General features: G+C 50.2%; 28 protein-coding genes. 16 read left to right on the forward strand and 12 right to left on the reverse strand.

The window, feature by feature from the left end:
• Nucleotides 1–18: 18 nt before the first annotated feature.
• Nucleotides 19–435: a YraN family protein gene (locus HK25_RS03620; RefSeq protein ID WP_158092915.1), complete on the reverse strand. Its 417-nt coding sequence runs from the start codon at nt 433–435 to the stop codon at nt 19–21.
• Nucleotides 436–464: 29 nt separating this feature from the next.
• Here HK25_RS03620 and cls point away from each other — a divergent pair, with 29 nt between their 5' ends.
• On the forward strand, nt 465–1,895 hold the full coding sequence (gene cls / locus HK25_RS03625; protein ID WP_086554039.1) for a cardiolipin synthase: 1,431 nt from the start codon (nt 465–467) through the stop codon (nt 1,893–1,895).
• 2 nt (nt 1,896–1,897) lie between these two features.
• Here the strand turns inward: cls and HK25_RS03630 are convergent, their stop codons facing one another.
• Both HK25_RS03630 and HK25_RS03635 read right to left on the reverse strand, forming a co-directional pair.
• On the reverse strand, nt 1,898–2,545 hold the full coding sequence (locus HK25_RS03630) for an endonuclease/exonuclease/phosphatase family protein (protein WP_086554244.1): 648 nt from the start codon (nt 2,543–2,545) through the stop codon (nt 1,898–1,900).
• 35 nt (nt 2,546–2,580) lie between these two features.
• Nucleotides 2,581–3,672 (reverse strand): AI-2E family transporter, encoded by a 1,092-nt coding sequence (locus HK25_RS03635; RefSeq protein WP_086635338.1) that lies wholly within the window; start codon nt 3,670–3,672, stop codon nt 2,581–2,583.
• 206 nt (nt 3,673–3,878) lie between these two features.
• On the opposite strand from HK25_RS03635, the gene HK25_RS03640 reads away from it, so the two are divergent.
• Both HK25_RS03640 and metC read left to right on the forward strand, forming a co-directional pair.
• Complete coding sequence (locus tag HK25_RS03640) at nt 3,879–4,727, forward strand: sulfurtransferase (protein WP_233127652.1); 849 nt, start codon at nt 3,879–3,881, stop codon at nt 4,725–4,727.
• Between the two features lie 4 nt (nt 4,728–4,731).
• Nucleotides 4,732–5,943 carry a cystathionine beta-lyase gene (gene metC, locus HK25_RS03645; protein WP_086635339.1) on the forward strand — a complete coding sequence of 404 codons (1,212 nt, stop codon included), beginning with the start codon at nt 4,732–4,734 and terminating at the stop codon, nt 5,941–5,943.
• Nucleotides 5,944–5,952: 9 nt separating this feature from the next.
• Here the strand turns inward: metC and HK25_RS03650 are convergent, their stop codons facing one another.
• From HK25_RS03650 to HK25_RS03665, 4 genes are all read right to left on the reverse strand, one after another.
• Nucleotides 5,953–7,449, reverse strand: a complete 1,497-nt coding sequence (locus tag HK25_RS03650) for a YifB family Mg chelatase-like AAA ATPase (RefSeq protein WP_086635340.1) — start codon at nt 7,447–7,449, stop codon at nt 5,953–5,955.
• Between the two features lie 21 nt (nt 7,450–7,470).
• Nucleotides 7,471–8,724, reverse strand: coding sequence for a phosphoglycerate dehydrogenase (serA, locus tag HK25_RS03655; protein ID WP_086554217.1), 1,254 nt, complete (start codon nt 8,722–8,724; stop codon nt 7,471–7,473).
• A gap of 75 nt (nt 8,725–8,799) precedes the next feature.
• Nucleotides 8,800–9,600: an inositol monophosphatase family protein gene (locus tag HK25_RS03660; RefSeq protein ID WP_086635341.1), complete on the reverse strand. Its 801-nt coding sequence runs from the start codon at nt 9,598–9,600 to the stop codon at nt 8,800–8,802.
• Nucleotides 9,601–9,610: 10 nt separating this feature from the next.
• Nucleotides 9,611–10,123, reverse strand: a complete 513-nt coding sequence (locus HK25_RS03665; RefSeq protein ID WP_086635408.1) for a cytochrome c family protein — start codon at nt 10,121–10,123, stop codon at nt 9,611–9,613.
• A gap of 157 nt (nt 10,124–10,280) precedes the next feature.
• Between HK25_RS03665 and HK25_RS03670 the strand changes: the two genes are divergently transcribed.
• From HK25_RS03670 to smpB, 4 genes are read left to right on the forward strand one after another with little or no spacing between them, the layout of a single operon-like run.
• Nucleotides 10,281–11,024 (forward strand): 3-deoxy-manno-octulosonate cytidylyltransferase, encoded by a 744-nt coding sequence (locus HK25_RS03670; RefSeq protein ID WP_086635342.1) that lies wholly within the window; start codon nt 10,281–10,283, stop codon nt 11,022–11,024.
• On the forward strand, nt 11,021–11,914 hold the full coding sequence (locus tag HK25_RS03675) for a prephenate dehydratase (RefSeq protein ID WP_086635343.1): 894 nt from the start codon (nt 11,021–11,023) through the stop codon (nt 11,912–11,914). The genes HK25_RS03670 and HK25_RS03675 overlap by 4 nt, the downstream gene beginning before the upstream one ends.
• Nucleotides 11,915–11,920: 6 nt before the next feature.
• Nucleotides 11,921–12,811, forward strand: a complete 891-nt coding sequence (gene dapA, locus HK25_RS03680) for a 4-hydroxy-tetrahydrodipicolinate synthase (RefSeq protein WP_086554213.1) — start codon at nt 11,921–11,923, stop codon at nt 12,809–12,811.
• Nucleotides 12,811–13,308: an SsrA-binding protein SmpB gene (gene smpB / locus HK25_RS03685; protein WP_086635344.1), complete on the forward strand. Its 498-nt coding sequence runs from the start codon at nt 12,811–12,813 to the stop codon at nt 13,306–13,308. The genes dapA and smpB overlap by 1 nt, the downstream gene beginning before the upstream one ends.
• A gap of 97 nt (nt 13,309–13,405) precedes the next feature.
• Here smpB and HK25_RS13525 read toward each other — a convergent pair whose 3' ends face one another.
• Both HK25_RS13525 and HK25_RS03695 read right to left on the reverse strand, forming a co-directional pair.
• Nucleotides 13,406–14,116 (reverse strand): cold-shock protein, encoded by a 711-nt coding sequence (locus HK25_RS13525; protein ID WP_086554211.1) that lies wholly within the window; start codon nt 14,114–14,116, stop codon nt 13,406–13,408.
• Nucleotides 14,113–14,439 (reverse strand): hypothetical protein, encoded by a 327-nt coding sequence (locus HK25_RS03695; RefSeq protein WP_086554210.1) that lies wholly within the window; start codon nt 14,437–14,439, stop codon nt 14,113–14,115. The genes HK25_RS13525 and HK25_RS03695 overlap by 4 nt, the downstream gene beginning before the upstream one ends.
• A gap of 66 nt (nt 14,440–14,505) precedes the next feature.
• On the opposite strand from HK25_RS03695, the gene HK25_RS03700 reads away from it, so the two are divergent.
• The 9 genes from HK25_RS03700 to mltG all read left to right on the forward strand — a co-directional run bounded on the left by HK25_RS03700 (nt 14,506) and on the right by mltG (nt 23,032).
• Complete coding sequence (locus HK25_RS03700; protein ID WP_086554209.1) at nt 14,506–15,576, forward strand: lipid A deacylase LpxR family protein; 1,071 nt, start codon at nt 14,506–14,508, stop codon at nt 15,574–15,576.
• 209 nt (nt 15,577–15,785) lie between these two features.
• Complete coding sequence (locus tag HK25_RS03705; RefSeq protein WP_086554208.1) at nt 15,786–16,145, forward strand: hypothetical protein; 360 nt, start codon at nt 15,786–15,788, stop codon at nt 16,143–16,145.
• 145 nt (nt 16,146–16,290) lie between these two features.
• Nucleotides 16,291–17,043, forward strand: coding sequence for a glycine betaine ABC transporter substrate-binding protein (locus HK25_RS03710; protein WP_086554207.1), 753 nt, complete (start codon nt 16,291–16,293; stop codon nt 17,041–17,043).
• 14 nt (nt 17,044–17,057) lie between these two features.
• On the forward strand, nt 17,058–18,317 hold the full coding sequence (locus HK25_RS03715) for a class I SAM-dependent methyltransferase (protein ID WP_233127654.1): 1,260 nt from the start codon (nt 17,058–17,060) through the stop codon (nt 18,315–18,317).
• A 104-nt stretch (nt 18,318–18,421) separates the two neighbouring features.
• Nucleotides 18,422–19,366 carry an ACP S-malonyltransferase gene (fabD, locus tag HK25_RS03720; RefSeq protein ID WP_086554205.1) on the forward strand — a complete coding sequence of 315 codons (945 nt, stop codon included), beginning with the start codon at nt 18,422–18,424 and terminating at the stop codon, nt 19,364–19,366.
• Between the two features lie 36 nt (nt 19,367–19,402).
• On the forward strand, nt 19,403–20,146 hold the full coding sequence (gene fabG / locus HK25_RS03725; protein WP_086554204.1) for a 3-oxoacyl-[acyl-carrier-protein] reductase: 744 nt from the start codon (nt 19,403–19,405) through the stop codon (nt 20,144–20,146).
• A gap of 272 nt (nt 20,147–20,418) precedes the next feature.
• Nucleotides 20,419–20,658 carry an acyl carrier protein gene (locus HK25_RS03730; protein WP_006557907.1) on the forward strand — a complete coding sequence of 80 codons (240 nt, stop codon included), beginning with the start codon at nt 20,419–20,421 and terminating at the stop codon, nt 20,656–20,658.
• Between the two features lie 89 nt (nt 20,659–20,747).
• Nucleotides 20,748–22,025 (forward strand): beta-ketoacyl-ACP synthase II, encoded by a 1,278-nt coding sequence (fabF, locus tag HK25_RS03735; protein ID WP_255406288.1) that lies wholly within the window; start codon nt 20,748–20,750, stop codon nt 22,023–22,025.
• A 98-nt stretch (nt 22,026–22,123) separates the two neighbouring features.
• Nucleotides 22,124–23,032 carry an endolytic transglycosylase MltG gene (mltG, locus tag HK25_RS03740; RefSeq protein ID WP_233127656.1) on the forward strand — a complete coding sequence of 303 codons (909 nt, stop codon included), beginning with the start codon at nt 22,124–22,126 and terminating at the stop codon, nt 23,030–23,032.
• A gap of 43 nt (nt 23,033–23,075) precedes the next feature.
• Here the strand turns inward: mltG and HK25_RS03745 are convergent, their stop codons facing one another.
• The 3 genes from HK25_RS03745 to HK25_RS03755 form a co-directional block, all read right to left on the reverse strand.
• A complete protein-coding gene (locus tag HK25_RS03745) occupies nt 23,076–23,915 on the reverse strand; it encodes a lipid-binding SYLF domain-containing protein (RefSeq protein ID WP_086635410.1) in 840 nt (279 codons plus the stop codon).
• A gap of 94 nt (nt 23,916–24,009) precedes the next feature.
• Nucleotides 24,010–24,810, reverse strand: coding sequence for an inositol monophosphatase family protein (locus tag HK25_RS03750; protein ID WP_086635347.1), 801 nt, complete (start codon nt 24,808–24,810; stop codon nt 24,010–24,012).
• Nucleotides 24,811–24,849: 39 nt separating this feature from the next.
• A complete protein-coding gene (locus tag HK25_RS03755; protein WP_086635411.1) occupies nt 24,850–25,746 on the reverse strand; it encodes a lauroyl acyltransferase in 897 nt (298 codons plus the stop codon).
• Nucleotide 25,747 lies beyond the last annotated feature (1 nt).

Below are 25,747 nucleotides of genomic sequence, written 5' to 3' on the forward strand. Positions count from 1 at the left end.
AGAACTTTATTCCACATATTAATATTCTCTGAGAATATCTTTCACCTGATATTCGTTACCTTTTGCGTCCGTTACGATCAGGTCAAAGCGAATATTTTCATAGTGCCAGTCGGAATAAACTGACAAAAGATATTCAGCCGCTTTATACAGGCGCCTTTGCTGTTGTGGCCGAAGGCTACAGAGAGCCCCCTCTATAGTTCTGCGCTTTTTGACTTCTATAAAGCATAATAAATTTTCTTTTAAAACAACCAGATCAATCTCTCCGCAGGGTGTTCTTGCGCGCTCAAGTAAAATCTGCCACCCTGAGATAATCAGCTTCTCTTTAATATCATGTTCTGCCTGCCTGCCACTCTGATGGGCCAGAGCACCGTTCAGACGGCGCTTTTCCTTCAGATATCCCGGCGTGCTGCCTGTGATATCTTTTGATGTAAGCAATCGTTTACTCCTTATGCAAATACGAAGCCATGATCCCTTTTGATATTCTGCCACATCTTCCGTTCATCACAGCGGCTATTATACGCTTTATACTGGTTATAACGGTTTCTTTGCATATTTTACTTACAAAAAGAAATACATCATCAGCTATAGGATGGATAGGTATTTGTATCCTTATGCCTGCCATGGGTACAATACTATATCTGATGTTTGGCATTAACCGGGTGCGCAGACTGGCCCGGAAACTGGTCGATAATTCTCAGCTCGATACGTCAGGCTCAAACCATGCATCACAATGGATACATAACCCCCAGGGAGACCTCGCTCCTCTGGCCATTATGGTGCGTAAATTAACTGATCGACCATTAACCGAACATAATAAAATTACCTGCCTGCATGATGGGGATAATACATACCCCCTGATGCTTCAGGCCATTGCAGATGCTGAGCAGAGCATTCTTATATGCTCTTATATTTTTCGCAATGATAAAACAGGCCGTGATTTTATTGAAAAATTATCTCAGGCCCACAAAAGAGGGGTGCAGGTTCGCGTGCTGGTAGACGGCATAGGAAGCGGTTATTTCCTCTCCCCGGTTTATCATCGGCTCAGGCGGGCAGGGGTTCCATGCTCACGCTTTATGCATTCTCTGCTTCCCTGGCGTATGCCTTTTATCAACCTGCGTAACCACCGAAAAATTCTCGTTGTTGATGGTAAAATCGGCTTTATGGGGGGATTAAATATTGCAGATGAAAATCTTGTATTACAACATCCCAAAGAGCCTGTATCAGATACGCATTTCCAGCTTGAAGGACCGATAGTCAGGCAACTGGCGGAAGTTATTGCGACCGACTGGTGTTTCTCTACCGGAGAGATACTTAAAGGCGATATTTATTTCAAAGAACATGTAGCAGATTCCAACATTGCCGCACGTATTGTCACTGCGGGCCCTGACAGTGACCTTGAAAAAATAGAATTTACAATGATGCAGGCTGTTACGCTCGCCCGCAAACAGGTCAGAATTATGACCCCTTATTTTTTGCCCGGGTCACGCGTCTTATCCGAACTGGCTCTGGCTGCCCTGCGTGGTGTTGAAGTTGATATCATTATCCCTCAGCACAGCAACCATCCGTTGATGGACTGGGCCTGTGCCGCCAACATAGGGCCTGCACTTGATGCCGGTGTGAAAGTGTGGCTGGTTAAGCCACCCTTTAATCACTCCAAACTCATGGTTGTGGATCGTAAATGGACCTTCGCTGGCAGCTCAAATATGGATATAAGAAGCCTGCGTCTGAATTTTGAAATTAATTTTGAAAGCTACGATGAAACACTGGCAGGTACTGTCGATGATTTTATGAGTAAACATAAACATATAAGACTGACGCACCATCACCTGGATCAGCGACATAATCTGATAAAAATCAGAGATGCAGCAGTACGACTATTTATGCCTTATCTGTAGGGTTAATAAACCAGCCTGACAGCAATTGGCCTGTGATCGGAAGCAAATACAGGCAGCACCTGCGATTCAACACAATGCATGCCGCTTACCAGGCAGCGGTCAATACGAATGGGAAAAACTGAGGCCATATTGTGTGTTGGCGCTTTAGGCCCGGCGTCCTGAAAGCCAGGAACCATCGTTGGGCCAATCAGGTTAAAGTCACCCAGAATTGCACAGGGCGCAGGCATAAGTGCCGCGATACGCCTTAACTGCCGCCTGTTTAAAACCTGTCCATGCGACAAATGTACATTAGCAAGAGAAAACCCGGGATATTCAATAATCAGGGTATGACGCTTAACAACAGCCCCTGAGGGAATAATACAGGCTCGTGGCTGCCTGAGAAACTCTCTGCGGCTCCAGCAGGCAACTCCATGAATACGCCCGGGCAAAGGAGCGCGCTCATAATAGCCGCCCATAATTTCAGGTAACAGATCAATTTCTTCAGTTGCTTCCTGCATCAGAAGAATATCAGGCTGCTCTGCCTCAATCAGCTGAGTTACATCGTGAACCGTAGCTCCTGTACGGCGCAGCAAATTCCAGCTGATAATTTTTACCGCATTGCCAGCAACATGAATATGTTCAGGTATCAGCCTTTGTTTGGGGCGCAGCATCTGCGTAAGCGGTTCTAAACGTAAACGACGGCGCATCATGAAGACACACTCCTGCTATCACTCTCAGACATAAGAGACGAGGGGCCACGCCCTGCATATTCTATCGTCAGCGTATATCCGACAGCCAGCAAAACAGGTCCTATAAACACACCTAATGCGCCAAAAGACACAACGCCACCAATGACGCCCATTATTGTAAGCAGGTAAGGCATTTTTGCACCACGGGCAATAAAAAACGGTCTGATAATATGGTCCGCTCCGGAAATAAATATAATACCAAATAAAAGTAAAAAAATACTTTTTATTATCTGATGATCAGCCATCAGCCATATCCCTGCCGGAACCCACAGCAGAGGCGCACCAATCGGAAGAACAGCCAGAAAAAATGCAATAACACCAAACATCACCGGGTCAGGAAGAGCAACACAGCGAAAGCCAATACCTGTCAGCAGGCCCTGAATAATTGCTGTACCTAAAATTCCATACACGGTGCCACGTACCGTACCACCTATCAGATGCAGATGTCTTTCACCATGACGCCCGGCAATACGGGTTGCGATAGTGTGCAAGGCATCAACCATCGACAGGCCACTCAGCCAGAAGAAAAAAGAAATAAAGAGCGCCATAACCAGATGCAGAGCCCCACTTGCAAGCTGCATAAAAAGGGCAAATGACGCTTCAACCATTTTATCAGCATAAGGGCCTATCTCTGGCCTGAGATGGTTAATGGCATACTCCAGCCTGATCCATTTTTTGCTTAGCTCATGCCCCACCATGGGCAGTTGTGTCAGCCAGCCCGGTAACGGGGGCAGGGTATGCTGCACACTAAAAATATCCATCAGCTTTTCAGCCCAGCGTGGGCTGACTGCTATAATAGTCGAAGCCAGAAATGCCAGTGGCATAACGACGCACACACTACACAAAGCAACCATGCTCAGGCTGGCTGGCACGGGTTTCATCCGTCGCCTTAAAAACCGAAAAACAGGCCATGTTGTGTAGGTAATCACTGCCGCCCACAAAATCGATTCTGACAAGGGTGTCAGAACCACAATGCAGCCAAAAGCAATAGCACCAACCAGAAGAGTCTGTAGTATCCGCTCGGTCGTAATTCCGGAAGGACCAGTCATCGTTTCAGCTAACCGTACAATTTATTTCTCTCACCCTGATCATGACCAGAATGAGCCGACATGCAAGCCGGCACCTTTATATGCCTGTTTTATATACCCTGAGATTATGAAAAGTGATTGCAGAGAAATAAATCTTCGGTAACATCGGAGAAATATTATTTTTTCCTGCCCTGCCGCCTTCAGGGTGCTGTTTCAAAGTTGGTAACATGATGTCACCTCTTATTTCTGTGGCTGCCCTGCAAAAGCATATCAGCGATCCTAAGATACATATTCTTGATGCCACGGCACTACTTCCCGGGCAGAACTTCAACCCCCGGGAGGCATTTACCGGCAATCATATCCCCGGCAGTGCATATTTTGATATAGACCTGTTCTCAGACCCGGAAAGTACACAGCCGCACACAGCGCCGGGAGCTGCACATTTTGAACAGCACTTTGGCGCTCTGGGTATATCTCACGCTGATACGGTAGTTTTTTATGACCAGGGCAATGTTGCTTCATCCTGTCGGGGCTGGTGGCTGTGCAGATTATTTGGCCATGACAATGTTTACGTTCTTGATGGCGGATTACCGGCCTGGGTGAACCATGATTTACCGACAGAGCAAGGCATCTCTCCGGCTAAAGCTGCCGCCGTTTATCACAGTAAGACCCACTACAGTCGCATTAAAGGGCTGGGGGATATGCTGGATTGCGTTCGTTATGGCTCGAACCCGGTTCTGGATGCCCGCTCAGCGGACAGATTTTATGGCCGCGTGCCGGAACCCAGAGCCGGAGTTGCTTCAGGCCATATGCCAGGAGCCGTAAACCTGCCTTACCAGAATGTTCTTAACGCCGACAAAACCTTCCTCAGCACCGAAAAACTATGTGATATTTTTAGTCAAGCCGGGGTCTCTGCCTCCGGTGCGCCTGCTATCACAACATGTGGCTCCGGCATGACAGCAAGTGTGCTGAGCGTTGCTCTTGCTCACGCCGGGCTGCCTCAGGGCGCACTTTATGATGGTTCGTGGGCCGAATGGGGCGCGCGCACTGATACACCTGTAACTAAAGACAAATAGCACCATGACATCAGATCATTCCGTCAAAAACGGCTGGCAGGCTCTTGCAACGCTGCTCACACATCAGGCCAGGCCGGAACAAAATGCTGCGGGCACTTCTGTAAACGTCCCCCTGACACGAGGCTCAACAGTTCTCTTCCCGACACTGGAGGATATGAACGCCAGGGGGAAGCTCCGGTATGAGCATGAATATATTTATGGTGCTATGGGCTCACCTCCGCAGCATGAGCTTGAGAAAATTCTTGCGACGATAGAAGGTGGCACCCACTGTCAGGCTGTCAGCTCAGGCCTTGCGGCCTGCACTATGCCTTTTCTGACCTTTCTGAAAACAGGTGATCACTGCCTGCTGCCCGACAATGTCTATGGCCCGACCAGACGCTTTGCCAACCACACACTCAAACGCTTTGGGGTAGAAACCACCTTCTACCCACCATCTCTTTCACCTAAAAAACTCCAGGCGTATTTTCGCGACAACACACGTATGCTGTTTACGGAAAGCCCAGGCAGCCATACCTTCGAAGTGCAGGATATTCCTGCACTTGCAGCACTCGCACATAAAAACAATGCTCTTCTGACACTCGACAACACCTGGGGCTTTGGCATTTTCAAACCGTTTGAGCATGGGGTTGATATCTCAGTACAGGCCCTGACCAAATACCCTTCAGGGCACTCAGATGTCATCGCCGGGGCCATTATCGTTAACACCCCTGAGCACTGGAAAATATTACGCGATACGGCCATTGAACTTGGGCAGCTTGCCGGTGCTGATGACTGCTGGCTGACATTACGCGGCCTGCGTACAATGGGTGTCAGGCTTGCGCATCAGTCGCAATCCGCTCTGGCTATTGCTCAATGGTTAACGACCCGACCTGAAGTAGAAAAAGTTCTTCATCCGGCGCTGCCTGACTGCCCTGGACACGAATTCTGGAAGCGCGACTTTAAAGGCGCGGGCAGTTTATTTGGCGTCATTCTGAAAGCGGACTATGCGCAGAGTGCTATGGAGCGATTTATCAATAGCCTGCAGCTTTTCGGTATTGGCGCCTCATGGGGCGGATATGAAAGCCTGGTTCTGCCAACATCAGGCGGTATGATTACCCGCAATTATGAGGCCCCGACAGATGGTGCCGGGCCGTCCTTCAGGCTACAGATCGGTCTGGAAAATATCGAAGACCTTAAAGCTGATCTCTCACAGGCTTTTGTGCTTTTAAAATCATAAAATGGTCAATTAACTTCCTGACCTCGAACGATAGATCGCGGCCTCCGCAATATGCGGGGGCCCTATATTTTCTGCGCAGGCGAGATCAGCTATTGTCCGTGCAATGCGTATCATACGTGTGTAACCACGTGCTGAAAAATGAAAACGGGCCGCTATTTTCTGTGCCGTAGCTTCAGCATCGGCTGACATGTTCATGTTTTCTGGCTTTGCCTCAGCATTTTTCACATCGTCCTGCCTGACCTGCTGCCGCTTACGAGCAGCAAGCACACGCTGAGCCACAGCAGCGCTGCTTTCACCTGCTGGCCGGGCCATATAATCAAGCGGTGTGAACGGATTAAACGCTACGAACAAATCTATTCTGTCCAGCAGCGGCCCCGACAGCCGGGCCATATAATCCTCCGCACAACGCGGGGCTTTTCTGCACTCTTTTTCTGCATCACCCATATAGCCACACCGGCAGGGATTCATCGCTGCAACCAGCTGAAAACGGGCAGGGTAGGTCACATGAGCCGTTGCCCTGGCAATACTGATACGACCTGTTTCAAGCGGCTGACGTAAAGCCTCAAGCACGGTCCTTGAAAATTCAGGCAGCTCATCCAGAAACAACACACCATGATGCGCCAGGCTAATCTCTCCGGGAGCGGCTTTCATGCCTCCGCCAGTTAAAGCGGCCTGACTGGCGGAATGATGAGGGTCACGAACAGGGGGGCGCCTGAGAGGTCGCCCGCCCTGCAACAACCCGGCAGCGCTATAAATACGTGAAACCTCAAGACTTTCCTGCGCTGTTAAATCTGGCAAAAGAGAGGGCAGGCAGGCTGCAAGCATTGACTTTCCTGCACCAGGAGGACCTGAAAATAAAAGAGAGTGCCCGCCTGCAGCAGCTATTTCGAGCGCGCGCCTGCCTGTCTCCATCCCTCTGACGTCTGATAAGTCAGGGAGCTTCTCTGAGTGTGCCTCTGTTTCGGGGGAAGAAAAAACCGGCTGCGGCAAGACCTGCGCACCATTGAAGTGATTAACCAGCTCAAGCAGATTAGTCGCTGCCAGAACCGGAATATTGCCCCCACACAGAGATTCTTCTCCCTGCGCATGCGGACAAATAAGACCCAGCGTCATTGAAGCCGCCTCAATCGCAGCTGATAAAACACCTGCGACAGGATGCAGAGAGCTGTTTAACGACAACTCTCCTAACGCTGCGAACTCAGTTATTTGTTCTGGGGGGATAATACCCATAGCGACAAGAAGAGCGAGTGCTATAGGCAGATCGAAATGTGAGCCTTCTTTAAGAAGGTCCGCCGGCACCAGATTAACAACGATACGCTTAGGGGGGAGAGATAACCCGACGGAAGCAAAGGAGGCTCTGACCCGCTCACGCGCTTCACCAACGGTTTTATTCGGCAGGCCAACAATCTGAAACGAAGGCAGACCTGTCGAGATCTGGACTTCAACCCAGACAGGCCTTGCCTCGATACCTGAAAAAGAAAAACTGCGGATACGAGCATTAATCATATCCGCATTTATTACATAAAATTAATGACCTTTATAGATCAATCTTGCGCGGATTGTACCCTCAAGAGAGCGCAGAGCGGCAAGAATACGGTCATCAAGCTCTGTGTTACGCTGGGTATCAGCTTCAATGACAACATAACCAATTTCACCATCGGTCTGAAGAAACTGTGCGGTTACGTTACTTTTTTCCTGAAGGAAAATTTCATTGAGGCGCATCATCATGCCTGGCACATTATGGTGCACATGCATAAAGCGCGTACCTCCGGGGCTTTCAGGCAACTGAACACCCGGGAAGTTCACAGCACCAAAAGTCGAGCCAACATCAGAATACTCAACAAGCTTACGGGCTACTTCAACCCCGATACGCTCCTGCGCTTCAGCGGTAGAACCACCGATATGCGGTGTCAGAATGACATTCTCCAGGCCGAGCAGCGGAGATTCAAATTTTTCAGCCGGGCCTTTAGGCTCTTTAGGGAACACGTCAATTGCAGCACCGAGCAGGTGGCGGCTTTTGAGAGCCTCAGCAAGAGCATCCAGATCAACAACATTGCCACGTGCATTATTGATGAGAAAGGAGCCTTTTTTCATAGCCTTAATCTGGCTGGCACCCATCAGATTTTTTGTAGATGGCAACTGCGGCACATGCAGGCTGACCACATCACTTTCTGCCAGCAGTTCTTCCAGCGTATCAACGGCTCCCGCGTTGCCATGCCCCAGCTTGTCTGTCACGTCAAAATAAATAACACGCATGCCAAAGGCTTCAGCGAGCACAGAAAGCTGTGAGCCAATAGAGCCATAGCCAACAATACCCAGAGTTTTACCGCGCACTTCCCAGCTGTCAGTCGCTGATTTATTCCAGTCACCGTTATGGCAGCCGACTGAACGGGGGAAAATACGGCGCATCAGCATAACGATTTCACCCATCACCAGTTCGGCGACAGAGCGTGTGTTACTATATGGCGCGTTAAAAACCGGAATACCGTTCATCCGGGCGGCTTCAAGGTCAACCTGATTGGTACCAATGCAGAAACAGCCGATAGCAATAAGGCGATCTGCTTTTTCTATGACCTCTTTTGTCAGCTGCGTGCGGGAACGGATCCCGACAATATGCACACCTTCAAGTGCTTTTGTAAGGGCCTCCCCCTCCAGGGCTCCCTTATGACGGACAACATTCTCGTACCCGCTGGCTTTAAGCAGCGCGACGGCACTGTCATGCACGCCTTCAAGCAGAAGAATGCGAATCTTATCCTTAGAGAGAGATAAGTGTGTATTCATGTCGGAATGACCATCCCTGTTGTGGCAACGCGATCACATATCGCATAACGAAGAAAAATTCCAGGCTCTGCCCTGTCAGATATCCTGAGAAGACCGTAACATTCTGACTGCTTTTTCATGCAGCACGGCGTTACCGGCTGCCAGTACAGTCCTGTCACCATCTGCTCTCAGGCTGCTCCCGTCCCAGGCTGTAATTTTACCACCGGCCCCCTCGATAACAGGCACAAGTGCAGCCCAGTCCCATGGGTTCATATCACATTCAGTAATGAGGTCGATCTGCCCCAGCGCAAGGAGGCCATATGCATAGCAGTCTCCCCCCCACGTCATACGAGCAGTATTCTTCTTAAGCACTTTCCAGCCTTCATGGGGTGCCATTTCAAGCATCTCGGGGGAGGTACATGACATTTCAGCCTGTGCCAGCTCATGACAGGCGCGGGTCTGTGCATTCCCTCCCAGCGGGGAAGTAAAGAGTGTTTTCTGGCCTTTTACACCCAGCCAGCGCTCCTGGGTGACAGCCTGATCGATAAGACCAATAACCGGCTCTCCATCCTCCAGCAGCGCGATCAGTGTGCCAAATAAAGGCCGGCCTGTCACAAAGGACCGTGTGCCATCAACCGGGTCGAGCAGCCAGCGATAGCGTGCCTTCTCATTCTCAAGGCCGAACTCTTCACCAAACACGCCATGTTCTGGCAAAAGTTCAGCCAGTATTGCTCTCATAACCCGTTCTGCAGTGCGGTCAGCCACAGTAACCGGGCTTTTATCAGCCTTACTTACAACGTCAAAAGGTGCCCTGAACCAGGGACGGATGACTGTGCGGGCCGCATCAGCCATCATTACAGCAACATCACGAAAAAAATCGCAGGTATCAGGCTTCATGGCTCAGTCTTTACTGCGCTGGCGGTGATGCTTTTTCATCAGCATGACCAAGAGTATGAAGGAATGCGATCAGGTCAGCGCGCTGATCGGCTGAAGGCAGGCCGGGAAATGACATACGCGTACCGGGGGCAAAATGCATAGGTGATGTCAGCCAGTCTGATAATTTCTGATCTGTCCATGACTGATTATTCAGAGCCACCAGAGCAGGAGAGTATGAATAAACCGTCACAGAAGCAATTTTTCGTCCTGCTATGCCGGCGAGGTCGGGGCCTACACTTTCCTGTCCCGCTTTAAACTGATGACAGATGCCACAAAACTGCTGAGCCAGAACGGCACCACGTTCAGCATTGCCTTTTTTCAGCGCGACCTCTGCGGAGGCTTTTTCCATTCCAGGAACAGAAAAAGCCGGATGAGCAGGGGCCGTATCGGGCACCACGGCACTACCCGCAGCCCAGGAAACTCCTGCCATACCCAGACTAAGCACAACTGCGGCACCCAGCCTGTTAAGAAATATACTCTTCATCTTCTGCTCAACCCACGCCTCTGGTTGCGTTTCATGCGCACCTTTTCTAGACTGCAAACCGCTTCATTCTGAGGCGTCCGCTCCGCATCCTGCTGCGGGTCCAGTATTCACTGCTTAATTCAAGGCTATAATCTGTGGCTGAATATCGAGCAAGCCGATGACATCACCTCTTGTCATCATTCCTGCGAGGCTTGCCTCTACGCGCTTACCGGGCAAACCACTGGCTGATATTGCCGGGAAGCCGATGGTTTTGCATGTCATGGAAGCCGCACAGGCGGCAGGAATCGGTCCCGTCATTGTTGCCGCAGCTGACCAGGAAATCTGTGATGTCGTCATCAACGCCGGTGGTCAGGCGTGTCTGACTCCTCCTGAACTGCCATCGGGCTCAGACAGAGCCTGGCATGCAGCCCAGCTGGTGGACCCTGCCGGCAACCATGACCTGATTATTAATCTGCAGGGGGATCTGCCAACATTTGCCCCTGAGCACCTGCACACACTGGCCCGGGTCATGGACAACCCGGCTTATGATATTGGTACACTTGTCGCTCCCATTACTTCAGATGAAGAAAAAACAGCTTTCTCTGTCGTTAAAGTGGCCTGTAACTTTCGCGAAAATGCCACCAGCGCACTCGCTCTTTATTTCTCCCGCAATGTTATTCCGTGGGGCGAAGGTGTATTCTGGCATCATGTCGGCGTGTACGGATGGCGCAGAGAGGCACTGAGGCATTTTATCAGCCTGCCCGAATCCGGCCTGGAAAAACGTGAAAAACTCGAACAGCTTCGCGCCCTTGAAGCCGGGTTATGCATTGGCTGCGGGCATATCTCTCATGCTCCCTTTGGTGTAGATACCCCCGAAGACCTTGAGCGGGCCCGCAAAGAACTGGGTAACGGCATAGCATGACAAAAAATACGATAGCTTTTCAGGGGCGTCCTGGCGCTTATTCCGATCTGGCCTGCCGCGCAGCCCGACCGGGATGGATTACTCTGCCATGCAAAACCTTTGCCGAAGCCATTGACGCCGTGCACCAGGGGCGGGCAGAGCAGGCTATGCTGGCATGCGAAAATAGCCTGGCAGGCCGGGTTCCTGACATTCATACGTTGCTGCCTAATGCCGGCCTTTCAATTATTGGCGAGCATTTTCAGCGTGTTGAGCACTGCTTACTCGCTGTTCCAGGCACAAAGATAGAAGATATCAAGAGAGTTCACACGCATTCTGTCGCTATGGGGCAGATCATGGGACTGCTGCACGACTATAAACTCACGCCGGTTGTGGAATTTGACACTGCCGGCGCTGCAGAAATGGTTGCTGCATGGAACAACCCGGAGGAGGCTGCCGTAGCGTCAGAGCTGGCAGGCACACTCAACGGGCTGACTATTCTGAAGCATAATGTTGAAGATGCCCGACACAACACAACACGATTCTATATCGTCTCGGAAACAGCAGCCCGGCCAGCAGCTGACGCTAAAAATATTATGACTACGCTTATTTTTAACGTCAGAAATATTCCCGGCGCACTCTATAAAGTGCTGGGAGGCTTTGCGACCAACAACATTAATATGACCCGCCTTGAAAGCTACATGTCGCCAGGGGATTTTGCTGCGACGCGCTTTCTGATGGATGTAGAGGGGCATCCTGAAAGTCCCTCACTTTCAAAGGCTATTGCCGAGCTTGAATTTTTCTCCCGCGAGTCAAATATCCTGGGTGTCTATGCCCAGTCGCCCTTCCGCCGGGAAATTACCGATATCACTTCTGGTACGACACGCACCACCACCACCGCCCAGGACAGCTGACAGATTATGTCTCATACACGCTTTACCGGCTCAGTTACGGCCCTTATTACTCCCATGAATCAAGACGGAAGCCTTGATTTTCCTTCTCTGGAAAAGCTGGTGGACTGGCAGGTCAAAGAAGGCACCTCGGCGTTATGTGCTATGGGCACAACCGGTGAAAGCCCGACACTTTCGCATGACGAACACCATGCCGTGGTGGAGCGAACCATCAAAATTGCAGGCGGACGGGTACCCGTTATTGCCGGAGCAGGCTCGAACAGCACAGCTGAAGCTATTGACCTGGCCAGACATGCAGAGAAAGCCGGGGCTTCTGCTGCTCTTGTTGTTACGCCTTACTATAACAAACCTACGCAGGAAGGTCTTTACCGGCATTTCACAGCAATTGCTGACGCCATTTCCATTCCTGTTATCCTCTATAACATTCCTGGTCGTTCTGTCGTTGAAATCAGCGTTGAGACGTTTGCCCGCCTGGCGAAACATGGCAATATCACCGGGGTAAAGGACGCAACAGCTAACCTTCTGCGCCCCCTTCAGCTCCGCCGTGCCATCGACAAACCCTTTAACCAGCTCTCAGGTGAAGATGGCACAGCAGTTGCCTTCCTTGCTGCCGGCGGGGATGGCTGCATCAGTGTGACATCCAATATTGCTCCTGCTTTATGCGCTGCGGTGCAAAAAGCATGGCAACATAATAAAACAGATGAAGCCATTGCCTTACAGGATAAGCTGCTGCCACTTCATGATGCACTGTTCTGTGAAAGCAATCCCGCACCTGTAAAATACGCTGCCAGCCTTCTCGGACTGGCAGGCGAAACGACTCGTCTGCCGCTTGCCCCCCTGACAGAAACCTCACGTCAAAAGGTTAAACAAGCACTTATGGATACCGGATTACTCAGCTAATGGCCCAGAAACCTCGTAAAAGCGCGATGATCTCACACGGCATCGCCGCGCAGAATCGTAAAGGGCGCTTCAACTATGCCATTAAAGAGACAGTTGAAGCTGGCCTGGTACTTAAAGGCGCTGAAGTAAAAAGTTTACGCCTTGGGCGCGCAACAATTACAGAGGCCTATGCAGGCGAGCGTGACGGTGAGCTGTGGCTTTTTAACAGCTATATCCCGGAGTATCAGGGAGGAGTACTCTCGCGTTTTGATACGAAGGCCCCTCGCAAGCTGCTGCTGCACCGCAAGCAGGTACAAAAATACCTTGGCGCTGTTGCCAAAGAGGGCGCCACTCTGGTGCCGCTGGATATTCATTTCAATCAAAGAGGTGTTGCCAAAGTCACTCTTGGCCTTGGTGAAGGCAAGAAAAATGTCGATAAGCGCCATGCTATTGCTGAGCGTGACTGGCAACGAAATAAGGCTCGGGTTTTACGTGACAAGGGCAGGGGAGACTACTGAGGAGTTCCCTCTCCTGGGCTCAGTCATTTTTTATAAAATCTGACCAATAAAAAACCCCGCATAAAGCGGGGCTTTTCATTCTGATTACTCAGAAAAATCAGGCAGGGTCAACCTGAGCTGCTTCCGGGCCTTTCTGACCCTGAACAACTTTAACGTGGGTTGACTGTCCTTCATTAAGGCTGGTCAGACCTGAACGCTCAAGGGCTGAAGCGTGAACAAAAATGTCCTTGCCACCGCCATCAGGTGTAATAAAGCCAAAACCTTTTGTGGAGTTGTACCATTTAACAGTACCGCGCACTTCTTCTGCATGCGACATATCCGGAGCCGGGCGAGGCGCACGGGCAAAACCACCGCGGTTACCACCACCTGCGTTAAAACCGCCGCGTGGACGATCTGACGCTTCCTGTGCTGTCGCTGTGCTTTCGTCAACAGAGATAACCTCTGCAACCTGACGACCTTTAGGGCCCTGACCAATACGCACAACCAGAGTTGCACCTGGATTTACACCGTCATGGCCGATCTGAGAAAGGGCATTGGCATGCAGGAACACATCGCCTGAACCGTCAGACAGCTCAACAAAGCCGTAGCCTTTTTCATTGTTAAACCATTTGACTATAGCGCCAATCTCTGCGCCAGAGGCAATAACCTGCGGGCCACCACCACCAGCTGGTCTGCGGGGAGCGAAACCCCCACGGTCACCAAAGGAAGGGCGCTCGCCATATGATGCTGGCGGTGCAGACATAAAATCATCGTCAAATCCGCCGCGGCGCGGAGAACGAGAGCTGCGGTCGGTCCTGTTACTTCTCAACGGTCTTGATCCTGGAACATGGAGACAGGTTTTACCTTCTCCAGATATTGAAAAACGGAAAGCTTGCCAAACGGCAGTGCAGGTTCCGGCATCATTTTTATAAAACTGACCATGAACTGCACGACATACACCCTTTGGAATAACTTCCTCGCGTCAACGCTAGCATAACTAACCGCAACGCCGCTACAGGAAAGCACGAAAACCAAAAGATTTGCATCATCTTTGTAAAGATACTCACAAAAACGTGAAAAAAACCTTAAAAACTTAGCGGCCAGCTGCGGAGTATGCGCATCAGTAAGGCAAATAGCAGCTTTACCTGGCACATAATTTTCAATTAATAAGGAGTCCTTGCTGATATCCTGCTGTATTAAAAATCAAAGAGAGTGATAATGCCCGCCATCGCCGCCCCTTCTGCGCTCCGGCATAAAGCCACAAAGACTCTCCTGCTGACAGGGTGCCTCTTTATAAGCGTCAGTGCTGCGAAAAGCGCGCATGCCACACCTTTACAGGATAAAACAGGGACATGGACTGTCCAGGGTGAGAACGATGCGGTCTCAACTCTGAAAGGTACATCCGATCAGTATTATACCAGTGGCCTGCGCATAAACTGGACATCGGGCACAGATACGCTTCCCGCTCCTATTGCGAAAATCAACAAAGCCATTCTGGGTGAAGGTGTGCAGCGAATCAGCATGGGTATACAGCAGCTGATCTTCACCCCAAGTGACACACAGGTTCGCAGCCCCTGGGCACCCGGGCAGCCACATAACAGTCTGTTACGCACACGCCCCTACAGCGGCGTCTTGCTGGGAACAATCAATCTCATCAACGATACCGATTTATCCCGCAGCGTTTTTGGTATTCAGGCTGGCGTTATGGGACCAGCCTCTCTGGCCAGACAGGTTCAGAACGGCTTTCACAACATGATTGGCGACACAACCAACAAAGGCTGGAGTCATCAGCTGCAAAATCAGATCATCTTCCAGGTTCAGGCTGGTCGGGTGTGGCGCCTGCCAATTGTCAAAGTCTACGGCATTGAGATGGACACCCTGCCATCAGTTGCGGCCGCAGCCGGTGATTTTCAGATTTATGGCAAAATCGGCGACATGATTCGCATCGGTCAGGGACTAAACAGTGACTTCGGCGTTCCTACTATCACTGCATCAGGTACAGACGGAACAGATGCCTATAAAGCAACGCGTCCCTTTGCATGGTACGTCTTTGGCGGCGTAACAGGGCAGGCTGTTGCCTATGATGCCAGCCTTCAGGGCAATACAATGCGCAGCAACTCTCTGCACGTTGATAAACGGTGGGATGTTGGTGAAATTCACGCCGGTCTGGCCGTTATGTTTTACGGCCTTCGTGTTTCTTACAGCCAGGTATGGCAGACTCAGCAGTTTAAAGGAGCGCGCTCAGGCCTGTTTAACTACGGCTCTGTCATGATCTCTGCGAAATTTTAATATGAAAGCCTAAAAAATAGACTATTGATTAATTTTTAGGCAATTATTTTACTTTCCACTCAAGGTGGTGTGTTTTTTGTGCAACTCAGGTTCTTTTCTGCCTCTTTTGGAGGCGAAAAAGAAACTTTACCGTAGCGGTCCGGATCTGCATCCGATACAAACAGAGGCAACACAGCGCCTCTGATAATGTAATGACAGGATGTAAGATTATGTTGCACACGAACGAAGCATCGTCCGCCTGCCAGATACTTCCATTCCAGCTGGAAATCCTCCCTCATCACCGCGACTATCTTTCACGCTGGCTCGAAGCCGGCCTGCCAATGGGCCTGTGTGATGCAGATGTATTTTCTTCGACCGAGAAACGTGCAGGCTCATCGTCTGAATATGTCGTTGTATGGGTGCGCGAGACCGCTGATCCGGCTTATAAAATTTTCTCTCTTGGCAATAAATGGGTCGTGGTCGATGCCATACGGGAAAATTCACTCGGTCAGTTTTCTTCTTTTGCAGACGCCCTGCTGATGATCCGCCCCGTGCTGCCACGTCAGGAAAAAATTGTTGCAGCAGGCTGATACCGGCTCTGCCGGTATAGTTTTCACTATTTTCTGTCGCTTTACTGCATATTAAGGGCAGAAACTTATTTTAAGGGATTGCATCAAGGGCTTTCTGCTGCTGCAACAACTTTAATCTTAGCTGTGCTGCCAGGGAACCCTTGAAATGACAACCACTCTTACGCTCGCTCATCCGGAAAACACGATACATGAAGCGACTGCAGCGGCCATTATCCGCGTCATTGAAGCGCATGATATTGAACCTGAAGTCACAATTGGTCCTAAAGATATTCTCGGACAGATGCTCAGCGATGGCGAAATTGATCTGTATATCTCTGCCTGGCTGCCAGGAGCTGATGACGCCCTGATTACAAATGGTGTAACGCAGCTTGGCAATTTATTTCAGCCTGGCACGCGCTGCTATCTGCCAGACAGCAACTCAGGGTTTGCGTCGCTTAACGACCTGACAGAAAAAGAAATTCCTTTCTCTCGCACGATTATTGTACAGGATTCCCTGCGCCAGCAGGCCGAAAAAATTATTACCGCATATAACCTGAATGAAGCCGGTTTCACCCTGCAGAGCATGCCAGACGATCAGGCTCTTTCAGCTCTCGCAGACGCGTTAGATAACAATACCGCGTCCCTCATGATTCTGACCGATCCGTGCTTCCTCCTTCATCAGGCCAGCCTGTCATCCCTTGATGAGCCAAAAAACGTTCTTCCTCAGAATAAAGCTGCCCATATGCTGCTTCGCCCGGGCCTCGCTGAAGAAATGGATATTGACCTGCGCGACGAACTTGATGAACTTATGCTCAGCACTAAAATCATCAGCGCCATGGATTACGCCATGCGCACAGAGGGTCTCTCTGCTGATGAAGCGGCTGAGGCATGGCAGCGTGGCAAACTGATTCCGCGCTAAAAGGGGAGCGGACCTTGTCACAACACAACACAACTGATGAGCGCGACAATAGTCTGGCTGCACAGTATGAGTCTTATCCTTACCCTGAGCGCAACCCACTGGACGAACGAAAAAGGCTGCTGATTGGCAGCCCCAGTCACCTCAGAGAAATCGATTACTGGGTTTTCAAAGCGAGGCGACCACGCACGACCCCACTGAACGTATTGATCGCGGGATGTGGCACAGGTGATGCCGCCATTATGCTTGCGACACACATGACACGTACTGACCGTTCGGGTGAGGTGCTTTGTCTTGACCGCTCCGATAAAGCGTTATCTGTAGCAAAAGCACGGGCGGCAGAGCGAAAACTTACAAATATCCGCTTCATTCAGGCTTCGATAGATCAGATTCCCTCTCTTAATCTCGGGCTGTTTGACTATATCGACTGCTGCGGTGTGCTCCACCATCTTCCTGACCCTGAAGCCGCGTTACAAATACTGAATAACTCCCTTGCTGCTGATGGCGGCATGGGCCTTATGGTCTATGCACCTTATGGCCGAACGGGGGTTTATATGCTGCAGGATGCGTTGCAACAGCTTGCACCTGTAAGCGACGCGCCAAAAACACGGCTGGACATTGCACGCCGCGTTATGCGTTATCTGCCGGCAACCGCCTGGCTCCGCCAGAATGGTAATTTCGGCGATCATCTGAGCGGTGGTGATGCTGGCTTGTATGATCTCCTCCTCAACCCGAGAGACCGCGCTTATACCGCGCCCAGGTTTCTTGATCTGATCGACAACGCCGGTCTGAAAACAGCATGCCTGCTTGAGCCTGCGCGTTATAATCCATCGCTCTTCCTGCCCGACGCAAAATTACGCACTGTCATCTCTTCTCTCAGCTTCAGAGAGCAGGCGGCTCTTGCCGAATCTCTCGCAGGGAACATGGCCACTCATGTTGCCTATGTCGTAAAAAATACTAACCCGACAGTGCCACCGGATTTTATGGCCCGTGATTCTGTGCCGGTCATGAGAGAAATCCCCGGTACAGAACTCGCGATGCAAATGACGCCTGATCATATATTACCATTTTCCTTTGGTACGCTGGTGGTTCCCATCGCTCTTCCGCCTCAGGCACGTGGTATTTTACCTTTAATTGATGGCGTTCGGTCTGTCGGTGACATTGCACAGATTCTTGCAGCCCGGGGCGTTCCTGACACTAAATTCGAGACAGTATGGCGTGAAACTTTCTCCGTTCTTGAAAGTCTCAACCGCGTACTGCTTCAGGCTCCGTCATAAGCAACGCCTCTGATATCATCTTCTATAATATCAGAGGCAATGCTATGCGAAGGTCTTCGCTTCCATAACAAATACCATCCATTTTTGAGCAAAGTAAAAAGACTATGACCGTTTATGCTTTTGTTTTTCCGGGGCAGGGCAGCCAGTCAGTTGGCATGGGTGCTGACCTTGCAGCCGCTTTTCCCGCAGCCCGCGCTGTCTTTGAGGAAGTTGATGAGGCTCTGGGCGAAAAGCTTTCAAAGGTCATCTTTGAGGGACCGGCCGAAACTTTAACTGCAACAGATAATGCACAGCCAGCCCTTATGGCTGTTTCAATGGCTGTTTTACGGGTCCTTGAAACTGAAGGTGGTCTTGACCTTAAAAAGAAAGCCACTTTTCTGGCGGGGCACTCACTGGGAGAATATGCAGCACTTGCCGCCGGACGCTCACTGAACATAGCAGAGACGGCACGTTTGCTGCGCCTTCGTGGTCAGGCTATGCAGAAAGCCGTACCGGCAGGTGAGGGTGCTATGGCTGCTATTATTGGCGCAACCCCTGAGCAGGTAAGAGAAATCTGTAAAGCTGCAAGCAGTGACGGAATTGTTGAAATCGCAAATGATAATGGTGGCGGGCAGACTGTTATTTCAGGGCAGACTGACGGCATTGAGAAAGCCATTCTCATAGCGAAAGAAATGAAAATTAAACGTGCTCTGAAACTGCCCGTCTCAGCCCCGTTTCATTGCTCCATGATGCGTCCGGCCCAGGAAACGATGGCTGAAGCTCTGGCTAAAGCCCCTGTTATGCCACCGGTCGTACCTGTTATTGCTAACGTCACCGCCGAGCAGGAAACGGATACTCAAACAATTCGTACAAACCTGATCAACCAGGTCACCGGGCAGGTTCGCTGGCGCGAAAGTGTGGAAAATATGGTATCTGCCGGCGTTGAGTCTTTTATTGAAATCGGAGCAGGCAAAGTGCTCTCCGGGCTGATTCGCCGGATCAGCAGCGAATCATCTGTTCTTTCCGTCGGCACACCGGCTGATATAGAAAATTTTCTGAAAACACTTTAATAAAACACGTTAATTATAAGAGGAAAATTGCAGAATATGTTTAATCTGGAAGGAAAAGTTGCTCTGATCACCGGCGCGACAGGTGGTATAGGCAGCGCTATTGCAACAACACTCCATGAGCATGGCGCTCATGTTGTTCTTACCGGCACGCGTGAACTGGTTTTACAGACGCACGCAGAAATGCTGGGTGACCGCCGCGCCAGCTACGTTGTCGCTAATCTTTCCTCCCCCGAAGAAGCCGACACTCTGATTGCCCGCGCTGAAGAAGCCGCAGGGGCTCCTGTTGATATTCTTATCAATAATGCCGGTCTGACACGCGATAATCTTGCCATTCGCATGAAGGACGAAGAATGGGATCAGGTGATTAATCTCGATTTGTCTTCTCCTTTCCGTTTATGCCGTGCTGCCCTGAAAGGTATGCTCCGCAAAAGAAAAGGACGCATTGTCAATATTGCCTCAATCGTGGGCGCAACAGGCAATCCTGGTCAGGCCAATTACTCTGCCGCCAAAGCTGGTCTGATCGGCATGAGCAAATCTCTTGCTCAGGAAGTCGGCTCACGCGGTGTGACGGTTAACGTCATTGCCCCGGGCTTTATTGATACCCCGATGACAAGTGTACTGACGGATGCCCAGAAAGAAAAACTTCTGGCAAAAATTCCGCTGGGAACGCTCGGTGAGCCAAAGGATATTGCAGCAGCAGCACTTTATCTGTGCTCTGATGAGGCCAGATGGGTGACAGGCGCTGTACTACACGTCAACGGCGGCATGGCAATGCTCTGACTTTCAGATAACAGCCCATAGAAATCGTGCTTTTTTTTTTCAAATATGCCAGGTAGACATATATGATGTTCTTGCATGAAACCATCTGGAATATATTTTGAGTGGTTGATACTGGCTTGTGTATAAAAAACATGCTATGGGCCGGCACTCTTGTTTTGCGTGGCTATGAGCGTTAAGGCTCAGACCGTAAGTTGCATCAGGATACGACGGACCGCTTTAGGTTCGGATAACCAGTCCCAATTATATATTGGGCACACAGGAAATAGATACAAATGAGCGAAATCGCTGACAAAGTTAAGAAAATCGTCGTTGAACATCTTGGCGTTGAAGAGAGCAAAGTAACACCTGAAGCGTCTTTTATTGACGATCTGGGTGCAGACAGCCTCGACACCGTTGAGCTGGTAATGGCTTTCGAAGAAGCTTTTAATGTCGAAATCCCTGAAGATGCAGCTGAAAAAATCGCAACAGTAAAAGATGCGATCGATTATATCGAAAAACAAAAAGCTGCCTGAAATAAGTATTAGCTTATTCAGGTCTTTAAGAGGGTCCCTCTGATCTGTTGAGGGACCACATTAATTATTTAAATGTGGAGCCATTTCATTTGCGACATTCAGCCAAGGACCGTAGACGCGTTGTCGTTACAGGCATGGGCATTGTGGGGCCTCTGGGCCTCGGCGTAGAGAACGTATGGTCTCGTCTGATTGCTGGTGAAAGCGGTATCGCTCAGATCAGCGCATTTGATCCTGCCGGTCTTCCCTGTCATGTCGCTGGTGAAGTGCCTGAAGGGCCAGCCGCAGAGGGGAAATTAACTCTCTCTGAGTGGATTTCCACCAAAGACCAGCGTAAAATGGACCGTTTCATCTGTATGGGGATGATTGCGGCCACAGAAGCTGTTCAGGATTCCGGCTGGGTACCATCAACTGAAGAAGAGCGTTGCGCAACAGGTGTAATGATCGGCTCAGGCATTGGTGGTCTTCAGACGATTTATGAAACATCATTACAGGTTGCAGAAGGTCGCGCTAACCGCGTTTCACCTTTCTTTATTCCATCTGCTCTGATTAATCTGGTTTCAGGTCATGTTTCTATTAAATATGGCTTTAAAGGACCTAACCACGCTGTGGTAACAGCATGTGCCTCAGGTGTACATGCTATTGGCGATGCTGCTAAAATCATTGCTCTGGGCGAAGCTGATGTAATGGTTGCAGGCGGCACGGAAGCTGCTGTCTGTAAATTAGGCATTGCAGGGTTTTGTGCAACAAAAGCGCTTTCAACCAGTTTCAACGACACGCCTCAGAAGGCATCCCGTCCATGGGACAAAGACCGTGATGGCTTTGTAATGGGAGAGGGTGCCGGGGTTGTTGTGCTCGAAGAATACGAGCACGCCAAAGCCCGCGGTGCAAAAATTTATGCTGAAGTTATCGGCTATGGCATGTCTGGCGATGCTTATCATATTACAGCACCGGCAGAAGGGCATGATGGTGCTTTCCGCGCTATGACTGCGGCCCTGAAAAGTGCAGATATCACAGCCTCTGATATCAACTATGTTAATGCTCATGGCACTTCAACCATGGCAGATGATCTTGAGCTTGAAGCTGTTGAGCGTCTGTTTGGTGATTCTGCCAGGTCTCTGGCTATGTCATCAACGAAATCAGCAACCGGGCATCTGCTGGGTGCAGCTGGCGCTATCGAAGCGATTTTCAGCATGCTTGCCATTCGTGACAATGTTGCCCCACCTACACTGAACCTCGATAATCCATCTCGTGAGAGTGTGATCGATCGGGTAGCTCATGCTGCGCAGCAAAGAAAAATTGATGTGGCACTTTCTAACAGCTTTGGCTTTGGTGGCACCAATGCCAGTCTGATTGTACGTCGCGTCTGATAAAGTTTTTTATTTCTGCCGGAAATTAAAAACTAATGCGTAAATTTTTCGTCCTTTTGTGCTTTCTGCTCCTTGCCGGAGCAGGAGGCACATTTTTTTTGCTTAAAAAAGCATATGTCGTACCAGGTCCACTAAGACAGGACACCGCAGTACTGGTACATCATGGCGATCACGCCCGCATTATTAATACACTGCAGCATGAAGGCGTTATCCCTCAGGGGGCCCTCTATGCACGCCTGACCTCTTTCTTTATTTTCCTTACAAAAAAAGACGGTCAGCTACACGCTGCAGAACTTCTTTTCCCTGCCCATGCTTCTATAAAACAAACACTTTCTGTTTTACGTCATGGCCGCCCTATTATGCATAAGCTGACAATTCCGGAAGGTTTATCAGCAGCACAGATACAGGCATTAATTAATAACGCCTCTTTTCTGAGCGGACATATAGCAAGACCAGGAGAAGGGAGTGTACTGCCTCAGACCTATCTTTACCTGCGCAATACCTCTCGTGATGAACTTCTGAAACGCACTCAGGAGGCTATGACCCACGCCGTAGAGAAAATCTGGGAAGATCGCGAGGCAGATGAAAAAATACCGGACAAAAATGCGCTGATCACTCTGGCATCTCTTATCGAAAAAGAAACTTCTGTGCCGTCTGAACGCTCTAAGGTCGCTGGTGTTTTCCTTAACCGCCTGCACAAGGGGATGAAACTACAGACTGACCCTGCCGTGATTTTTGCTCTTACTAATGGACTGGAGCCACTTGACCGGCCTTTAACACATGCTGATTTACAGATCGAAAGTCCCTATAATACTTATCTGCATAAAGGGCTGCCTCCCGGGCCTGTCTGCTCACCTGGTTTTTCCTCTCTTTATGCTGCAGCGCATCCGGCAAAAAGTTCAGACCTGTATTTTATGGCAACAGGTGAGGGAGGTCATAATTTTACGAATGACCTTAAAGAGCATAATAAAAATGTTGAAAATTATTATCGAAATAAAAGAAAATAAGGGTTTTTTCAGTTAAAAGAAAAAACCCTTTATGCGTTAAAGGCTACTTAGCCGGAGACAAAGATTCACTTTTTACCGTGCCAACACCTTTAGATGCTGAGTAAGAAGGCACTGTGTCAGATACAACTGCATCTGAAGCCGCAGCAGAGGCCTTCACTGCCGATGTCGCCTGCTTAACGCCTGCGAGCTTGCTGTAACGCATCAGTACACTTCGCAGCGGATCGGCACCCTGATTATTAACTCTCATTGTAATGAGAATATCTTCCGGGCCAACAACCTGTTTATAATATTGCCGGTTTGCATCGCTGTTTACTTTCAGCTTGCTGCCACCGATTGAAACTCCGGCAAAAGCTCCCTGCGATTTCTGTGCAACATAAATGTCAGTATTTCTGGCTCCGGCATTACCTGCTTCAGCATTCGTGCTGATCGTTGCAAAATTTGCACTGGCATTCGCATTAAACTGAAACTGACTGTCAAGCAGAGCCTGCAGCCCGCGATCTGTCATAATAAAGAACATCGTCTGAGAGTTCTGAATGCCCAGCTGAATACCAAAAGATCCGGAGCTCATTGTATAAAATGCCGGATCAGACCATGAGCCCCGGGCATCACGTGCCAGCAGTACGCAACCACCGCCAGAGCCACCGAACACGACTGACATTCTGAAAATTGAAGGGCAGATCATGACAGCACGCGCTTTTGCCAGATCAACCGCAACAGCACTGGTCGGCTTCACCCCAAGAAAAATATCCTGAACAGTCAGAGCGGCTTTATCAACCAGTGTCTGATAATCCTGAGCTGCGCTCGCATGGGACGGAGAAGAGCCGGAAAGGGCCACTGCACCGACAGCTAAAGCACAAGCAGAAAAACGACGAACTGACCGCATAATTATGATCTCCATATACCCGGGCAGAAAAACATCTGGTGTGTTTTTCCTTTGATTTTATTAAGCTAACAGAGAGAGGATAAACTGTAACCTCTTATTCAAGAGGAATATTCACTGCCTCAGAAAGAGGGCGGGCAATATGAGGTGCCGCAGCCAGAATAGTTGCTGCACCGGTTAACCCGCCTGTTTTCAGGAAGGGAGAAACGCAGGCTCCCGCTTCAGCCAGCAAAGGCAGGGCAGCGGCAACATCCCATAAGTTAATAACAATCTCGACATACCCATCGAGACGACCACAGGCGACATCTGCCAGTGCCAGAGCGCCGGACCCGCCTGAGCGAGGCATAGCACCCAGCCCCATAATGGCGTCAGTTTTTTCAATAAAAACATCTTTGGGAACGCGATTACTCCAGCCCATTTCAATCATGGCACTGGCCGGATCTTTAACCGAAGAAGCGTGAATGCGCCTGCCGTTAAGAAATGCTCCATGTCCTCGCAGCGCTGTATATACTTCACCCAGAGCAGGCGCCTCTATCACGCCGGCAACTGGCTCATCACCTTCAAGCAGCCCCAGAGAAACGCACCAGCGATTGCGACCACGCGCATAGTTTGATGTCCCGTCAATCGGGTCGACAACCCAGCGCAGAGCACCGGCACGTACGACACCTTCTTCCTCCCCCTGAAAACCATCATCAGGGAATAACGTTTTCATCCGCTCTGCAATAAAGGCCTCAACGGCACCGTCAGTCTCTGTCAGCCAGTCCTGGGCAGATTTCTGCGTTGCAACCGGCCCGCCTGAAGGAGGGCGCATCGACATAGCAAGGCGAGCTGCATCACTTACAACTGCGCGCGCTGCCTCCAGACGATAAGCAACAGAGGGGCTCAGAACAGAAGACATACCATGCACTCCGACATATAAATTCAGCTGGGATCTGTCTCAGCGTGTTTTACGATATAACGATTTAGGCCAGCGCCGATGTAACCACAACCAGCTTTCAGGCTTTTGTCTTACCCAGCTTTCAAGGCGGTCATTAATCATCTGCACTAATGTTGCCAGATCCTGCTGTTTATCGCCTGTTTGCGGCAAAACCATGGGCGGCTCAACCACAATACGCAAACGGGCAGGGCCAAGACGCACAACATACCCCGGAATAACCGGGCAACGATATTTAAGTGCCATACTGGCCAGTGCAGGGGCCGTCATAGCCGGCAGACCAAATAAGCGCGCTTCTATGCCGTCATTCATTTTCTGATCAACCAGCATGCCCAGCCTGCCACCTTTTGCCACATAACGTAAAGCCGCCCTGGCGCCCTCAGCTCCCTTAGCAAATAATGGCACAGGGTCGGGGCCCATCGCGGCATCACGCAAAGAACGGATCATCGCATCAACCTTCCGGTTGCCCGCCGCTCTGTAAAACGAAGCAAAAGGAGTGCCGTAGCGTGCAACCGCCGGGGGCAGCATCTCCCAGTTTCCTATATGGCCTGAGACAAACAGAACAGGCCCCTGATGTTGAGCCAGTGCCTTCAGATGCTCAACTCCCTGCACCTCATAACCAGGCTGCCCCTCAGGCGTATTTTCTCTGAGTGTGGAAAGATGAGGAAACTCGCCAGCAGTACGCCCAAGGTTTTCCCATACTCCACGAATAATGTCCTGCCTTTGCTTTGATGTCAGCTCAGGCATAGCCATCTGCAAATTACGGTCAGCAATTTTTGACGGGGGCAGAAACGGACCAAAAAGCCGGCAAAATTTTCCGGCTATGTCTGAAGCCCTCACAGGACCTGCTTTTTTCAGGCATGCAAGCACAACAGAGCAAAGCAGAGCCTCAGCTTTCATC

Source organism: Acetobacter sp. DsW_059 (assembly GCF_002153695.1).
Classification (GTDB): domain Bacteria; phylum Pseudomonadota; class Alphaproteobacteria; order Acetobacterales; family Acetobacteraceae; genus Acetobacter; species Acetobacter thailandicus.

Excerpts from the sequence above, each read along its gene's own strand:
- cls (WP_086554039.1), top strand. The coding sequence starts at position 465 with ATGATCCCTTTTGATATTCTGCCACATCTTCCGTTCATCACAGCGGCT.
- HK25_RS03630 (WP_086554244.1), bottom strand. The coding sequence starts at position 2,545 with ATGCTGCGCCCCAAACAAAGGCTGATACCTGAACATATTCATGTTGCT.
- HK25_RS03635 (WP_086635338.1), bottom strand. The coding sequence starts at position 3,672 with ATGACTGGTCCTTCCGGAATTACGACCGAGCGGATACTACAGACTCTT.
- HK25_RS03640 (WP_233127652.1), top strand. The coding sequence starts at position 3,879 with ATGATGTCACCTCTTATTTCTGTGGCTGCCCTGCAAAAGCATATCAGC.
- metC (WP_086635339.1), top strand. The coding sequence starts at position 4,732 with ATGACATCAGATCATTCCGTCAAAAACGGCTGGCAGGCTCTTGCAACG.
- HK25_RS03650 (WP_086635340.1), bottom strand. The coding sequence starts at position 7,449 with ATGATTAATGCTCGTATCCGCAGTTTTTCTTTTTCAGGTATCGAGGCA.
- serA (WP_086554217.1), bottom strand. The coding sequence starts at position 8,724 with ATGAATACACACTTATCTCTCTCTAAGGATAAGATTCGCATTCTTCTG.
- HK25_RS03660 (WP_086635341.1), bottom strand. The coding sequence starts at position 9,600 with ATGAAGCCTGATACCTGCGATTTTTTTCGTGATGTTGCTGTAATGATG.
- HK25_RS03665 (WP_086635408.1), bottom strand. The coding sequence starts at position 10,123 with ATGAAGAGTATATTTCTTAACAGGCTGGGTGCCGCAGTTGTGCTTAGT.
- HK25_RS03670 (WP_086635342.1), top strand. The coding sequence starts at position 10,281 with ATGACATCACCTCTTGTCATCATTCCTGCGAGGCTTGCCTCTACGCGC.
- HK25_RS03675 (WP_086635343.1), top strand. The coding sequence starts at position 11,021 with ATGACAAAAAATACGATAGCTTTTCAGGGGCGTCCTGGCGCTTATTCC.
- dapA (WP_086554213.1), top strand. The coding sequence starts at position 11,921 with ATGTCTCATACACGCTTTACCGGCTCAGTTACGGCCCTTATTACTCCC.
- smpB (WP_086635344.1), top strand. The coding sequence starts at position 12,811 with ATGGCCCAGAAACCTCGTAAAAGCGCGATGATCTCACACGGCATCGCC.
- HK25_RS03700 (WP_086554209.1), top strand. The coding sequence starts at position 14,506 with ATGCCCGCCATCGCCGCCCCTTCTGCGCTCCGGCATAAAGCCACAAAG.
- HK25_RS03705 (WP_086554208.1), top strand. The coding sequence starts at position 15,786 with ATGTTGCACACGAACGAAGCATCGTCCGCCTGCCAGATACTTCCATTC.
- HK25_RS03710 (WP_086554207.1), top strand. The coding sequence starts at position 16,291 with ATGACAACCACTCTTACGCTCGCTCATCCGGAAAACACGATACATGAA.
- fabD (WP_086554205.1), top strand. The coding sequence starts at position 18,422 with ATGACCGTTTATGCTTTTGTTTTTCCGGGGCAGGGCAGCCAGTCAGTT.
- fabG (WP_086554204.1), top strand. The coding sequence starts at position 19,403 with ATGTTTAATCTGGAAGGAAAAGTTGCTCTGATCACCGGCGCGACAGGT.
- HK25_RS03730 (WP_006557907.1), top strand. The coding sequence starts at position 20,419 with ATGAGCGAAATCGCTGACAAAGTTAAGAAAATCGTCGTTGAACATCTT.
- HK25_RS03745 (WP_086635410.1), bottom strand. The coding sequence starts at position 23,915 with ATGCGGTCAGTTCGTCGTTTTTCTGCTTGTGCTTTAGCTGTCGGTGCA.
- HK25_RS03750 (WP_086635347.1), bottom strand. The coding sequence starts at position 24,810 with ATGTCTTCTGTTCTGAGCCCCTCTGTTGCTTATCGTCTGGAGGCAGCG.
- HK25_RS03755 (WP_086635411.1), bottom strand. The coding sequence starts at position 25,746 with ATGAAAGCTGAGGCTCTGCTTTGCTCTGTTGTGCTTGCATGCCTGAAA.